The following is a 14431-nucleotide window of genomic DNA, read 5'->3' on the forward strand; positions in this document are numbered from 1 at the left end:
TTATCCATTCAGAGGGTGATCACTGTCAGCCCAGCGCCGATGTTCAAATTGCGTTCTGTAATGATAAAAGAGGGCAGGCCCAATGAGCAGGAAGATGACCAAGGTCCAGAAATTTCCCCAGAGAGGGACGTCTGAAATGATGCGTACGGATTGAAATTTGCCCCGAGTCTGGATGTCTCCGCTACCATCACTTTCCGCTTCAATTTGCAGTTGGTATTTGCCTTTAGGCACAGCACTGAAAATGATTTCTGCATGACTGTCATTTTCACGCCAGTATTCGCCGCCGTCATAACCTGAGTAATCGCTTATTTCACGGTTGGCTGAATAGGTCAGGCCACTCTCCAGGCCAATCAGACGCACAGTCGAATACAGCCAGCTATTACTCAGGGCACCATCCAGCTCAATGATGACATTTTGTTTGGTTGGGAATATATAAAACGGATCACTTTCGACTTCGCTTGTCACCGTGTTGTAGCGCCCATAAGAGCCAGACCAGTCATCCGACGGGTTGTTTGCGATTTGCATGGATGTGCTAAACACTACTTGTTGGCGTGCGTGCATGACAAATTCAAGCTGGATGAAAATGGCCGCGACCATAAACAGCAAGGTAGCGTTGCGCCAGGCTGACACCGATTGGCCATAAGGATTGGGTTGGTTGGCAAAGACCCCCTGCGTTTTCGGCAGGTTTAGTGGTGTTTTGAATGCGGATGCAACTTGCTCCGGGGTCAGGTATTCGCCCTGACTCCAGTTGATTTCTTTACCTTGTAGTTCTTTGCTTAATAGGTAGGGCGGAGCAATAAAGTCTTCAATGGTTGCTGTGTCCCCCAGTTGTACCTGCCAGTAAAATTCGCCCGCGACGATCTCCACCTTGCTTTTGTATTTGGCAAAGTGCTGGTACGTATTGCCTGCGTGCAGGGCTTCGGGGCCACGGCTATATCGTGCATTGAGTTTGGGGGCGTTCAGTAAGGGTTTGAGGATATTCCAGTGTCCCTGGCTGCACACCAGCCAGCGAAAACCATAACCAGAATGATGTAGTAAATATTCTTCCCATGAGAAGAGTGTGCCGTATGCCCTGGTTGAGCGTTGGAGATAGCCGGTCACCGTAAACGCGGCCTGCTCAAAATGCCCTACACTGCCCAGCGGGAGTGTAGGGCTACCTAATAGTTTTAGTTTCTTTTGATATTTGAGTAATGTGGCCACCTGGCTGTGGCCGGCATCCAGCACAGCCGTGCAATGCGGGCAGGTGACGGTTTGTATGTTTTGTAGGCGTATAGACAGGCTGCCGCCACATTGCGGGCATTGTAACTGGCGTGTTGGTGTTTTGATGCCAGCCATCTCCATGTCACGCAAATGAGCAAGGTGCAAGTGCTCAAGGGCGACGGGCATGCCTATGAACAGAGTGGGTGCTTGCTCTCCGCTAAACTCTAGAGTGGCATAGGTTTGTGCATCACTTAGTTCTACAAAGTGACTGGTTTTTCCGGTGATCAGTGCTTTAGGTAATTCGCCCTGGCCAGCAATACAATCCGCTTGCTCAATCCGCGTTACCGTGAGCCGTTTGCCCTGGATGGGTACACTTAATTCAGGCTGGTAACGTGACAATGGCAGGTCTGGCACAGCGCTTTTGTCGGCCTCAAAGCTCATGATATAGGCGCCGGATGACTCGGAGAGCCAACCTGTTTTTCCTGAGTCAAACAGCACGTGCCACTCGTTCCACACACCGCAGGCATGTTGGAACTGTACGCGGCCAATGACGCTAAAATGCGCTTGCAGATGGTAACCGCTGGAGCCGATCTGCAATAAGGTATTGTCAGGCAATAACTCCGCCATTTTGCCTAGGTTTTCAACGTCCTGGTCTTGGCGTAACAGGGTACTGCGACAATGTTCGCAGATAACCAGCAAGGAACTGCCTGCACGAAACTGTACTTTTGCCCCGCAGGCGGGACATTGGCTATAACGGATCACAGCAGATTGCGCCTAGTTGAGCTTGCTCAGCAACTCGGCTTTTTTGCTATCGAATTCAGCCTGGGTCAAAATGCCTTTGCCGACAAGCGCATGCAGTTTTTCCAGCGTGGACACGATATCATCTGCAGCGATAGGTTGCGAGGCGGCAGGTGTGGTTGCTGTCGACAAGTGATTTGCCATTGTTTGTGCCATGGCCATGCCTGCGCCCATACCGGCGCCTGCTCCGGCAACGCCTGCCTCATTTTGTGCTGCGAGAGGAATGGATTCGGCGACCTGAAACTGACTAAATTTGCTTAAATCACCGACGACATTCATGCTGATGCGTTTATCTAGGATGGTTTGCAGTTCTTCAGGCAGTGAAATGTTTTCGACCACCAGGTTATCCAGCGTTAGGCCATAGCGTGCAAACAATGGAGACATTTGGGTCGTGAGCAGGGTCGCTAAGGCATGCTGATTGGCGGCCATGTCAATAAAAGGTAACTTGCTATTGGCGAATATCTGGGTCAGCTCGGCAATGATCAGGTGGCGCAACTGTCCATCCAGCTCGTCTGCGGTATATTCAGCCCGTGTGCCGCAAACCTCTTTGTAAAACAGTGTGGGATTGGTCAGGCGATAACTATACATGCCAAACGCACGTAACCTGACCATGCCAAATTCCGGGTCACGCAAGGTGATCGGGTTGGAGGTGCCCCATTTGCGGTCAAGTTGTAAACGGTTGCTAAAAAACAGAACATCCGATTTGAAGGGGGATTCAAACAGCTTGTCCCAGTGTTTGAGGTTGGTGAGTACCGGCAGGTTCTGGGTGTTCAGCGTATGTAAACCAGGACCAAAATTGTCGGCAATTTGTCCTTCGTCTATGAGTAACACGCTTTGCGAGTCACGCACTGTTAATTGTGCGCCATATTGAATTTCCATATCCATCATGGGATAACGGTAGGCAAGTATGCCATTACTGTCTTCCGTCCATTGGATAACATCAACGAATTGTTTTTTTACGAAATCGAATATACCCACTGCTGCTCCCTGTTTGTTTTTATTAGGATGGCCATGGTCAGAACGCAAATTACTATACAATGCCAATCGACCAATTATTGTTAATATACTTCAAAATCGTGATAGATGTATTGCATCCGTTAGCATATGAAAAGATTAGCGCATAGTGGCCTGCATTTGATCGCCAATTTGCATGGTGTTGAAGCGGGGGTGAGTGTGATGACTAGTCTGCCTGCCTGCAAAAACCTCTGCCGACAGGCGGTGAAAGATGCCGGTTTAACCTTGGTTGGCGAAAGCTTTCACGATTTTGGTGAGGGGCTGGGGGTCACTGGTGCGCTGGTGCTGGCTGAGTCGCATTTGGCCATACATACCTGGCCTGAGTCTGGGTATGTGACGCTTGATGTCTTTGTGTGTAACTACACAGCTGATAACTCTGACAAAGCGAAACAGGTTTTTGAGACGTTGATCGAGGCGTATCGCCCGCAGCGGGTGCAACGGATTGAGTTGCCACGTGAGTAGATGGATTGAAATAAAAAACGCCGGTATCTCCGGCGTTTTTTATTGGGTAATACAGTGCTGTTAGCGCTGATGCAGCGGCACAAACTCTCTTCTCTCTGAACCGACATACAACTGGCGCGGGCGGCCGATTTTCTGGTCGGGGTCTGCATTCATTTCGCACCATTGTGAAATCCAGCCTGCGGTACGCGCCAGGGCAAAAATGGCGGTAAACATGGAGTTGGGGATGCCCATCGCACGCATCACGATGCCGCTGTAGAAGTCGACGTTTGGATACAGTTTGCGTGAGACGAAGTATTCATCTTCCAGTGCGATTTTTTCCAGTTCCATCGCCAGTTTGAACATCGGGTCATCGTGCAGGCCCAGTTCGTTTAATACTTCGTGACAGGTTTTACGCATGATGGAGGCGCGTGGGTCCATGTTGCGATAAACGCGGTGGCCAAAGCCCATGAGGCGGAAGCTGTCGGTTTTGTCTTTGGCGCGCTTGATGAACTCACCAATGCGGCTGACATCGCCGATTTCTTCCAGCATATTCAGTGTGGCCTCGTTGGCGCCACCGTGTGACGGGCCCCATAAGGAGGCAATCCCCGCCGCGATACAGGCAAACGGGTTGGCGCCGCTGGAGCCAACCAGACGCACAGTCGAGGTCGAGGCGTTTTGTTCGTGATCTGCATGCAGGATCAGGATGCGTTCAAACGCACGGGCCAGGATAGGGTTAGGCACATATTCTTCGCATGGGGTGGCGAACATCATGTGCATGAAGTTTTCAGCGTAACCCAATTTGTTTTTGGGGTACATGAATGGCTCACCGATATTGTATTTGTAGCTCCAGGCGGCGATCGTCGGCACCTTGGCCAGCAGGCGCATGGCGGCTACTTTGCGCGATTCCGGGTCTGCCACGTTGTTATTGTCGGGGTAAAACGCTGCCATGGCGCCGACGACGGCAATCATGACGGCCATCGGGTGGGCATCACGGCGGAAACCGCGGAATACATTGCTCATCTGGTCGTGCAGCATGGTGTGCTGGCGGATGGTGCCGACAAACTCTTCACGCTGTTGCAGGTCTGGCAATTCGCCATTGAGCAGCAGGTATGAGACTTCGAGGAAGTCACAGTTTTCTGCCAGTTGCTCGATCGGGTAGCCACGGTAATACAGCAGGCCTTGTTCACCATCGATAAAAGTGATGCCCGAGTTACAAGAGGCGGTAGACATAAAGCCGGGGTCAAAGGTGAAGTAGCCGTGTTTGCCCAGGCTGCGGATGTCGATCACATCTGTGCCTAAAGAGCCTTTTAAGACGGGTAATTCAATTGCAGCACTGTCGTTGTCAAATGTAATGGTCGCTTTGGTAGCCATAACGTACTCTGTCTTTAAGTCTAGGTTGTCTAAATTATACGCAATCGTTTTTGAATATGGGCGCTTGTGCAGAAATGAGCATGGAAAAGTTAAAAAATCGTCTTCAATCCTGCACCAGTTTAAATCAAACGTTGAGTGCATTCGCACTGCTTTAGGGTGTCTTTGGTTTAATTTGGGTAAATTGCACCTAACACTCGTGGCCCTGCTGCGCCGGTAACGGCGGGCAGGTTGCCGGGTTGGTGATCCAGGCAGCGTTGCGCCAGCCAGGCAAAGGCAACGGCTTCCACCCAGTCGACCCCAATGCCGAGTACGTCGGTGCGTTGCACCGGCAGTCCGCATAGGATTTGCAGCCGGTCTATCAGGGCAAGGTTATGCGCACCGCCGCCACAGGCATAAATCTCGGTGGCACCGCTACAATGTTGCTTTAAAGCCTGGGCAATGGTCACAGCGGTTAATTCCAGCAGCGTGCGGGCGACATTCTGAGGTGTATCCGCATGGGCTTGCAGGTGTGCGTTAAGCCAGGTTTGGTTAAACAGATCACGTCCGGTGCTTTTGGGGATGGGGAGCGCAAAATACGGCTCGGCGAGCAATGCGTCCAGTAAGGCTTGATTGACGCTGCCGCGCACGGCCCAGGCACCTCCGGCATCATACGTCTGGCTGGTGTGTTGCAGGGTCCAGGCATCCATGAGCAAGTTGCCGGGGCCGGAATCAAACCCGGTCACGCTGCCACTTATAGGTAAATCACTCAGGTTGGCAATGCCGCCAATATTCAAGATCACGCGATGGGTATCAGGTGCGGCAAAGATTGCCTGGTGAAAGGCTGGCACCAAAGGCGCACCTTGTCCGCCAGCGGCAATGTCGCGGCTGCGGAAGTCGCCGACCACGGGGATGCCCGTGCGCTCCGCCAGGCGCGCATGATTGCCCAATTGCAAAGTATAGGCCTGGCCGTGCGCTAAATCGGGGCAGTGGCGTATGGTTTGCCCATGGCAGCCAATGGCCGTCACGGCCTCTGCGGATACTTTGGCGGCTTGCAACAACCCCTGGACGGCGGTGGCGTAGAGGTCGGCCAACTGGTTAGAGGCGATGGCTGCAGTATGTAGTTCGTTGACTGCTGGTGTATGCAAATCCAGCAGCAGTTGCCTGATCTCTGCTGGGTAAGGCAGGAAAAACTGGCTTCGTTGTTGCAGATGGCCGCCTTGTTGTTCGACCAGCACTGCATCCACCCCATCCAGACTGGTACCAGACATCAGGCCGATAAACAGGCGTGTTTGAGTGGGCGGGGCAGAAAAATTCATAAGGCATAAGTGTAACACTGCTCATGCCTTGCTTACAGAAATGCCTGGGATTACGTTAAAATAGCCGTTTTACTTTCGTGACGAAGCGTGCGCAACGCGCGCCTCAAAAAAAAGAATCTTTATGACAGACGTAAACCAAGCTTCAACGGTAAACCAGGCCTCAACGGCGGCTGAAGCCCTGAGTCCAGACATTGTAAATGCGCTGGCGATTATCAAACGCGGTGCCGATGAGTTGTTAATTGAGCAAGAGCTGATTGAAAAGCTGAAAACCGGCAAGCCTTTGCGTGTGAAAGCCGGGTTTGACCCGACCGCACCAGACTTGCATTTGGGTCACACCGTGCTGATTAACAAATTGCGCCAGTTGCAGGATCTGGGGCACCAGATTTTGTTTCTGATTGGTGATTTTACCGGCATGATCGGTGACCCGACCGGCAAAAGTACCACGCGCCCACCGTTAACCGTTGAACAGGTCAAAGCCAATGCCGATACCTATTCTGAACAGGTGTTCAAGGTTTTGGATCCGGCCAAAACCGAAATTGTGTTTAACTCCAAGTGGTTAAGCGACCTGGGAGCGGCAGGCATGATCAAGCTGGCAGCCAGCCACACGGTGGCCCGTATGCTGGAGCGTGATGATTTCTCCAAACGCTTCAAAGGCAACCAGCCGATTGCGATTCATGAGTTTTTGTATCCTTTGTTGCAAGGCTATGACTCTGTCGCGTTGCAGGCAGATTTGGAACTGGGTGGTACGGACCAGAAGTTTAACCTGCTCATGGGTCGTGAGTTGCAAAAGCAGGCGGGGCAGTCACAACAATGCGTATTGATGATGCCATTGCTTGAAGGCCTGGATGGCGTCAACAAGATGTCCAAGTCTTTGGGCAACTACATTGGTATCAGTGAAGCGCCTGAGACTATTTTTGCCAAAATCATGTCAATTTCTGATGAACTGATGTGGCGTTACATCGACCTGCTATCGTTTGCTAGCCTGGAAACCATTGCTGAGTGGAAGGCGCAAGTAGCTGGTGGCGACAATCCGCGCAATATCAAGGTTGGGTTCGCGCAGGAAATCGTTGCCCGCTTTCACGGCCAAGCCGCGGCTGAAAAAGCCCTGCAAGACTTTCAGACGCGCGCCAAAGGCGGGATTCCTGACGATGTGCCTGAGGTAGAGGTGAGCATCGACGGTGATAGCATAGGCATCAGCCAGTTGCTCAAACAGGCAGGCCTGGTGGAAAGTACCAGTGAAGCCATGCGTGCGGTGCAGCAAGGCGGAGTGAAGCTGGATAGCGTGAAGGTCGACGACAAGAACTTGCCGGTTGCCAAAGGAGCGACCGTGGTGGCGCAGGTGGGCAAACGCAAGTTTGCCAAAATCACCATCAAGTAAAAGCGCAAGTAAAAGCGTTAGCCACCCATGAAAAAGGCCGCATGTGCGGCCTTTTTTGTTTATAACGATTTGCGTAAATTAGCGGGTGGAATATTCAGTGATTCACGGTATTTGGCGATGGTTCGGCGCGCAACCACAATGCCTTGTTGCGCCAGGGTGTCGGTGATCTGATTATCAGACAGCGGTTTTTTCGGGTTTTCTTCGGCCACCATTTGCTTGATCAGGGCGCGAATCGCAGTCGCTGAACAAGAGCCGCCGGCATCGGTCGCTACCGAGCTGCCGAAGAAATATTTCAACTCAAACACACCGCGCGGTGTGAGCATGTACTTATGTGTGGTGACGCGTGAAACCGTACTTTCGTGCAGATCCAGCTCTTCGGCAATTTCGCGCAATACCAAAGGGCGCATGGCAATTTCGCCATGCTCAAAAAAGTTGCGTTGCCTGTCTACAATCGCCTGTGACACGCGCAGGATGGTCGAAAAGCGCTGCTGGATATTCTTGATCATCCATTTTGCTTCCTGCATCTGGCTTTGCAGGTATTGCCCTGAGCTTTCACGGTTGCGCTTGAGAATATCCGCATAGAGCTGGTTGATGCGCAGCTTGGGGATCACGCCGTCATTGAGCGAGGCCATCCAGATGCCTTTGATTTTTTTGACCACGACATCGTGCTGGATAAAGTGGTCATGGCTAAAGCTGGCAAACTCGTTGCCGGGTTTCGGGTTTTGCTGGCGAATCAGTTGCTGCGCACCTTTCAGGGCAGTTTCGTCGCAACTGAGCAATTTGCGTAGTTTGACAAAGTCCTTGTTGGCCAGCAAGGCCAGGTGGTCTTTGGCAATAGCGATGGCGGTACGCAAATAAGGCGTATCTGCGGGCAGTACTTGCAGTTGCAGTAATACGCATTCGCGCAGGTCTCTTGCACCGACGCCAATCGGGTCCAGGTTCTGGATCAGTTTGAGCGCAGTTTCCAGTTCCAGTAATTCAACTTCCAGCTCCAGTGGCAGGTTGTCGACCACTTCCTGCAGGTCTTGCTCCAGGTAGCCGTCGTCATTAATGCTGTCCAGCAACAGTTTCACCAGGCTCATGTCGCGTTGTGACAGGTGGGCCAGCTGAATCTGGTTCATCAGGTGTTCGCGCAGGCTGATGTTACTGGCATCCTGGCGTGAGAAATCGCTATCTTCATCATCGAGGTTGTTGCGGCCAGCTTCATCCCAGTTGCTGGTGCTGCCAAACTCTTCGTAGTCGTCTTCAAACTCGGGCGGTGAAAATTCTTCGCTCAGGTTAGCTTGTTCGCCTTCGTTACCGCCGAGTTCTTCGTGCAACTCTTCGCGCAAGGTCTCTGCTGGCGCGGTAATTTCTGTCTGCGTCGCGACATCAAACGAACTTGCATCAGGCAGCTCAGATTCTGTTGCCCCGGTTGCGGTAGGGGCGTTATCTTCAAACTCGCCTTCTTCACCATCGGCCATTTCCAGCAGCGGGTTTTCCTGCAGGATGGTTTCCAGTTCCTGGCTCAGCTCAAGCGTGGATAATTGCAGCAGACGGATAGACTGCTGCAATTGCGGCGTCAGCGCCAGATTTTGCGAAATACGTAATTGCAGGTTTTGCTTCATAACGGGTTACAGCCTAAAATTTTTGCCCAGATAGACCTCACGTACGCCTTCGTTCTGAATGATTTCGTCTGGCGTGCCAGCGGCAAACACCGCGCCCTCATTGACGATATACGCCCGGTCACAAATATCCAGGGTTTCACGCACGTTGTGGTCTGTGATCAAAATACCAATATTCTGGCTACTCAGGTAGCGGATGATTTTTTGAATCTCAATCACCGCAATCGGGTCAATCCCGGCAAACGGTTCATCCAGCAGGATAAATTTCGGGTCTGTGGCCAGGCATCGTGCGATTTCCACACGGCGGCGCTCACCGCCTGACAGGCTCACCGCCTGGCTGTGGCGGATATGCTGGATATGCAATTGATCCAGCAATGACTCTAGCCGTGCTTCGCGCTCCTCTTCGTTGTAAGGGCGGGTTTCCAGGATCGACAGGATGTTGTCGGTAACGGACATTTTGCGAAAAATAGACGCCTCTTGTGGCAGGTAGGCCAGGCCCATGCGGGCGCGCTCGTGCATGGGCGCGCGGCTGACATCGGCGCCATTGAGCGTGATCTCACCATCGTCGAGTGCCACCAGGCCTACAATCATGTAAAAACTGGTGGTTTTGCCCGCACCATTGGGGCCTAGCAGGCCAATCACTTCGCCACTGCGTAACTCCAGCGTGGTGTTTTTCACGACCGTGCGGCCCTGATAGGCCTTCTTCAGGCGGCTGACGTGTAAATGGTTATGATCTGATGGAGCGGTTGTTTGCATAAGGCCAGTCTTTACGGTTGCGCTTTCGCGGGCTCACTATTGGTGTCGGCAGGGGCCGGTTCCACTTTGATTTGCAGTGAGCGATTCATGCGCAGTCCTTGCTGCGAGGTTGGCTTGTTATCAATCACAGGTGGCGTGGTTTTGTTTTTGGGCTGGATGGTCGCCTTGACGCGGCTGCCAGCCGTGCCATTCGGGTTGGCTTTGGTGCCGCCGATGACTTCGGCATATTCTGCATTGGCGTCGTAGCTGATGTAGTCGCCGGTGACGACGTCTTCGCCGCGTTTGACCCAGGCGTTGGTGTAGAGCTGGACCTTGTCCATGCGGGCGTTGTATTCAATGCGCTGACCGCTACCTTGCATCCACTCGTCTTTGCCGGTACGTTTTTGTTTGAAGGTGGTCGGGTTGCCGGTGCAGGTGCTGTGCTGAAAGCCATCCTGGTCTTCACGCACGATCATTTTGTCTGCCTTGATTTGCAGCGTGCCCTGGTTAAGGATCACATTGCCAGTGTAAATGCTGATTTTTTTGGCATCGTTCACCGTCACCGTGTCGGCTTCCAGCTCAATTGGCTGGTCACGGTCAGACTCTTCAGCCAGCACGCTGGTTGACCACTGTAGCAGTGCCCATAAGGTCAAGCAGGTGGCAAAAAATAATGGCTTGTGCGTGTTCAACTCATTTCTCCAGAATCAACGACCCTTGTGATTACCTATGTTGGTGATTACCTGTTTTGGCCTTCGCTGCCGGGCGTGCAGTTTTGGCGACGGCGGGTGGGCGTACGTAATGTACATGCACCCGGTTAAATAATTGCATGGTGCCTGCCTTGTTATCAAAACGCATACCGGTCCCTGTAATCACCGTCGCCGGGAGTTGGCGGATGGTGACCGGCAAATCGGTGTATGCGAGGTCTGTATCCGGCTCCAGCGTTAAATGCTCGGTTTGCAACTGCATTTCAGGTTTGTCCAGCGTGCCCTGGCGTATCACCTTGACCTGCTGGCTAAATTCGACCAGTTTACCATTGGCCGAGACTTTGCCATGCTGGCCATGAATTTGCGTATAAGGTTTATCCTGCCCAAACTGGGTGAAGCGCGGGCGTTGTAATTCGGTGTAGTCGTTATCCGGAAAATGGCGCATTTCTGCGGCTGCCAGCACGTATTTAGTCTTGCCGGTGGCGTCGGTGCGCGTACTGACAAAGTTATACAGCATGTAATCCGGGTCATGACGACTCAATCGGCTCAAGCTCAGAGCCTGCTCCTGTACGGTCTGGTTAATCCAGAACGTCAGTAGCGCTAAAAACAGCATGAGTGCAATCGGCAATAATATCGGGTGTTTAAGCATGCGGGAGTTCCAGGTACTAGTCAGCCTAAACGATTTTTGCCTTGAGTAAATCGTGCATGTTAAATGCGCCCACCAGTTGCTGTTGCTCGTTCACTGCCATAAACCCATTAATTTTATATTGTTCCATCAGGTTGACTGCTTCAACCGCCATTTGTTGCATGCCCAATAAACGGGGCTGCGTATTCATCACGGTTTTGATTGATTGTTGCGTATCGGTGTCGCCTTGCATAAACAGGCGGCGCAAGTCACCGTCGGTAAACACGCCGATCGGGTGTTGTGCGCTATCCACAATCGCCGTAAAGCCCATGCCCTTGCTCGATATCTGTGCAATGGCTTCCTGTACGGTGCCATGCTCGCTGATGGCTGGAATGGCATCACCCGTGCGCATGACATCTTTAATGCGTACCAGTAGTCGTCTGCCCAGACTGCCGCCTGGATGTGACCGCGCAAAGTCCTCGGCAGTGAATTCGCGCAAATCAAGCACGCAAAGGGCCAATGCATCGCCCAACGCTAGCGCAGCCGTGGTGCTGGCAGTGGGTGCTAGCCCCAGCGGGCAGGCTTCGTGACTGACGGCGGCACTTAAATGCACTTCTGACTCACGCGACAAGGTGGAGTCTTCGCTACCAGTAATGCTCAGGATGCGGGCGCCGATACGGCGGATGGCCGGCAAAATATTGATGATTTCATCACTTTCACCTGAGTTGGAGAGTGCAATAACAACATCTTCAGCCGTGATCATGCCCAGGTCGCCATGGCTAGCCTCCGCAGGGTGCATGAAAAAAGCAGGTGTGCCCGTGCTGGCCAGGGTGGCCGCAATTTTGCCGCCAATATGGCCTGATTTGCCCATGCCGGTGACGACGATGCGGCCGCGACAAGTGAGAATCATGCTGACCGCGGCTTCAAACTCGCTGCCGATACGGTCTGCCAGTTGGCGGATTTCATCTGCTTCGTGCAGCAGTATGCCTCGTGCACGCGTCACGATGTCTGGACTTTTCACGAGGTGGACACCTGATTTTGCTGTGTTCATGGCGGGTTAGTATAGCAAGTGACGCCCCCGGCAAGAAAGCGAAACACCGCTTTTTTACGGTTTTTTTATTAGCGGGCACATTTTTTGCATAAAATAGTGTTTTGTGGCAGGATGCATCATCCTGAAACAGGATTGTTTCAAGCGTCATCACTGACGATGCGTCATAATATATGTTCGCTGGCTGATATAACGTCCGCACGGCCTGACATTAATGCTTTAGAATTTTTGCATGTTTGATTCCCTGATCCATTTATTATTACTGCTCACCAGCTCGGTCTTCGCCGTCGGCTTGTTCCGCATCCTGGGTTTGCCCGCGATGCTGGCTTACTTCATGATCGGCATTGTGCTCGGCCCGCACGCGCTGGGTTTGCTGGAAGACGAAGAAACTGGCCGCCAGGTGGCTGAGTTCGGTATTGTGTTCCTGATGTTTAGTATCGGCCTCGAGTTCAGCCTGCCTAAACTGTATGCCATGCGCAAAACCCTGTTTGGCTTGGGCGGTGGGCAGGTGGTGCTGACCTTGCTGGCCAGCCTGGTCCTCGGCAAACTGGCTGGCCTTAGTCTGACCTCTGCGTTCATTATTGGTGCAGCTATTACCATGTCTTCGACCGCCATCGTGTCCAAAATCCTGATGGAACGTGTCGATTTAAACTCCAGGCACGGCCGTTTGAGTATTGGCGTGCTGCTGTTCCAAGATCTGGCCGTGATCCCAATTCTGGTGCTGATCCAGACACTGGGTTCGCACAGCGATAACTGGCTGGATGTGCTGGGGCTGACCTTGTTCAAGTCTTCCATCCTGCTGTTTTTGCTGTTCAAGTTCGGCAAAAACATCCTCAACTTCTGGTTCGAGCTGGTGGCCAAACAGCGCTCGCGTGAGCTGTTTGTGCTCAATGTGTTGATGGTGACTTTGTTGATGGCAGCGGCTACCAACTTTGTCGGCTTGTCATACGCCCTGGGGGCATTTGTCGCAGGCATGCTGATTTCAGAAACCAAATACCGTTACCAGGTGGAATCTGATATTGCGCCTTTCCGCGATATTTTGCTGGGGCTGTTTTTTATCAGTGTCGGCATGTTGCTGAACGTCTCTGTGCTGGTTGAGCATATCGGCCTCATTATTTTGCTGCTGATTTTGTTCCTGGTGTTCAAGATCGGCCTTATCGCACTGTTAACCAAGTTCTACGGCTTTGAGATGGGCGTAGGCGTGCGTACCGGGATTATTCTCGGTCAGGCGGGTGAGTTCAGCTTTGTGGTGCTGGCGCTGGGGTTGCAGACCAACCTGATTGATGGCGATTCCTTGCAACTGGTATTGTCTGTGGCCGTGCTGTCTATGTTGGTGGCGCCATTTATTATCCAAAAAAATGGCCGCATCGCACGTGCGTTGGTTAAGAGTTACAGTCGCAACAGCATTAAAGTGGTGGATACCATACAAGAGCATAGCCAAGACTTGCGCGACCATGTGATTATTTGCGGCTATGGCCGTAGCGGCCAGTATCTGGGACGCTTCCTGCGCGAAGAAAATATCCCTTATGTCGCACTCGATATGGACGCTAGCCGCGTGCAAGAAGCGGCCTCAGCCGGTGAAAATGTGATTTATGGCGATGCCGGGCGGCGCTCTGTGTTGGAAGCGGCTGGCTTGGCCAGGGCCAAGGCGGTGATCATCAGTTACGCTGAAACACGCGGCACCATGAAAGTGTTGCATGTGATTCAAGAGCGCAACCCTAATCTGCCAGTGATTGTGCGTACGCACGATGACAGTGAAATGGATGCATTGCGAGATGCCGGTGCGGCCGAAGTGGTGCCGGAAATCCTGGAAGGCAGCCTGATGCTGGCCTCACATGCGCTGGTGACCTTGGGTATTCCGCTAAATCGCGTGGTTAAACGTATCCGTTTGTTCCGCGAAGAGCGCTACAAAATGTTCAAAGGCTATTTCCGCGGCGTGAGTGATGCAGATACCTCGACTGCCTCATTGCCACAATTGCATTCGGTAGAAGTCTATAAAAATTTCTATGCGCATGGCTTGCGGCTGGATCATATCCCGTTTGGTGACTTTGCCGTCGAGGTTAAGCAATTGCGCCGACCCAATATGCCAGAGCCTATCTCTCCCAGGGATGATATCGTGTTGAATGAAGGCGATATCCTGGTCTTGCTGGGTAGTAACGCCGCCCTGATTGCGATGGAAGTCTATCTGATTTCCGGCCGCAAACCATAAGGCATAACG

The 14431-nt window shown here is 52.4% G+C and carries 12 protein-coding genes; 3 read left to right on the plus strand and 9 right to left on the minus strand.

The window, feature by feature from the left end:
* Together INP78_RS05515 and INP78_RS05520 are read right to left on the minus strand one after the other, a co-directional pair.
* Nucleotides 1-1899, minus strand: a complete 1899-nt coding sequence (locus INP78_RS05515) for a DUF4178 domain-containing protein (RefSeq protein ID WP_194741213.1) — start codon at nt 1897-1899, stop codon at nt 1-3.
* Nucleotides 1900-1974: 75 nt separating this feature from the next.
* Nucleotides 1975-2976: an SPFH domain-containing protein gene (locus tag INP78_RS05520; RefSeq protein ID WP_194741214.1), complete on the minus strand. Its 1002-nt coding sequence runs from the start codon at nt 2974-2976 to the stop codon at nt 1975-1977.
* Nucleotides 2977-3102: 126 nt separating this feature from the next.
* Here INP78_RS05520 and speD point away from each other — a divergent pair, with 126 nt between their 5' ends.
* The gene (speD, locus tag INP78_RS05525) at nt 3103-3474 is read left to right on the plus strand and encodes an adenosylmethionine decarboxylase (RefSeq protein ID WP_194741215.1); all 372 of its coding nucleotides are present in this window, start codon (nt 3103-3105) and stop codon (nt 3472-3474) included.
* 60 nt (nt 3475-3534) lie between these two features.
* On the opposite strand, the gene gltA is transcribed toward speD, so the two are convergent.
* Nucleotides 3535-4824, minus strand: coding sequence for a citrate synthase (gene gltA / locus INP78_RS05530; RefSeq protein WP_194741216.1), 1290 nt, complete (start codon nt 4822-4824; stop codon nt 3535-3537).
* Between the two features lie 167 nt (nt 4825-4991).
* Nucleotides 4992-6119: an anhydro-N-acetylmuramic acid kinase gene (locus INP78_RS05535; RefSeq protein WP_194741217.1), complete on the minus strand. Its 1128-nt coding sequence runs from the start codon at nt 6117-6119 to the stop codon at nt 4992-4994.
* A gap of 121 nt (nt 6120-6240) precedes the next feature.
* Between INP78_RS05535 and tyrS the strand changes: the two genes are divergently transcribed.
* Nucleotides 6241-7497 (plus strand): tyrosine--tRNA ligase, encoded by a 1257-nt coding sequence (tyrS, locus tag INP78_RS05540; RefSeq protein WP_228522693.1) that lies wholly within the window; start codon nt 6241-6243, stop codon nt 7495-7497.
* Nucleotides 7498-7556: 59 nt separating this feature from the next.
* Here the strand turns inward: tyrS and INP78_RS05545 are convergent, their stop codons facing one another.
* Genes INP78_RS05545 through INP78_RS05565 form a run of 5 tightly spaced genes read right to left on the minus strand, consistent with a single transcriptional unit; the run spans nt 7557 to nt 12216 of the window.
* Entirely contained in the window at nt 7557-9104 is a 1548-nt protein-coding gene (locus INP78_RS05545; protein ID WP_194741218.1) for an RNA polymerase factor sigma-54, read from the minus strand.
* A gap of 6 nt (nt 9105-9110) precedes the next feature.
* Nucleotides 9111-9857 carry an LPS export ABC transporter ATP-binding protein gene (lptB, locus tag INP78_RS05550; RefSeq protein ID WP_194741219.1) on the minus strand — a complete coding sequence of 249 codons (747 nt, stop codon included), beginning with the start codon at nt 9855-9857 and terminating at the stop codon, nt 9111-9113.
* A gap of 11 nt (nt 9858-9868) precedes the next feature.
* The gene (gene lptA, locus INP78_RS05555) at nt 9869-10525 is read right to left on the minus strand and encodes a lipopolysaccharide transport periplasmic protein LptA (RefSeq protein WP_194741220.1); all 657 of its coding nucleotides are present in this window, start codon (nt 10523-10525) and stop codon (nt 9869-9871) included.
* 31 nt (nt 10526-10556) lie between these two features.
* On the minus strand, nt 10557-11189 hold the full coding sequence (lptC, locus tag INP78_RS05560) for an LPS export ABC transporter periplasmic protein LptC (RefSeq protein WP_194741221.1): 633 nt from the start codon (nt 11187-11189) through the stop codon (nt 10557-10559).
* A 25-nt stretch (nt 11190-11214) separates the two neighbouring features.
* On the minus strand, nt 11215-12216 hold the full coding sequence (locus INP78_RS05565) for an SIS domain-containing protein (RefSeq protein ID WP_194741222.1): 1002 nt from the start codon (nt 12214-12216) through the stop codon (nt 11215-11217).
* A 229-nt stretch (nt 12217-12445) separates the two neighbouring features.
* On the opposite strand from INP78_RS05565, the gene INP78_RS05570 reads away from it, so the two are divergent.
* Nucleotides 12446-14422: a cation:proton antiporter gene (locus tag INP78_RS05570; RefSeq protein WP_194741223.1), complete on the plus strand. Its 1977-nt coding sequence runs from the start codon at nt 12446-12448 to the stop codon at nt 14420-14422.
* The last annotated feature ends 9 nt before the right edge of the window (nt 14423-14431 follow it).

The organism is Methylophilus sp. 14, from assembly GCF_015354345.1.
Taxonomy (GTDB): Bacteria; Pseudomonadota; Gammaproteobacteria; order Burkholderiales; family Methylophilaceae; genus Methylophilus.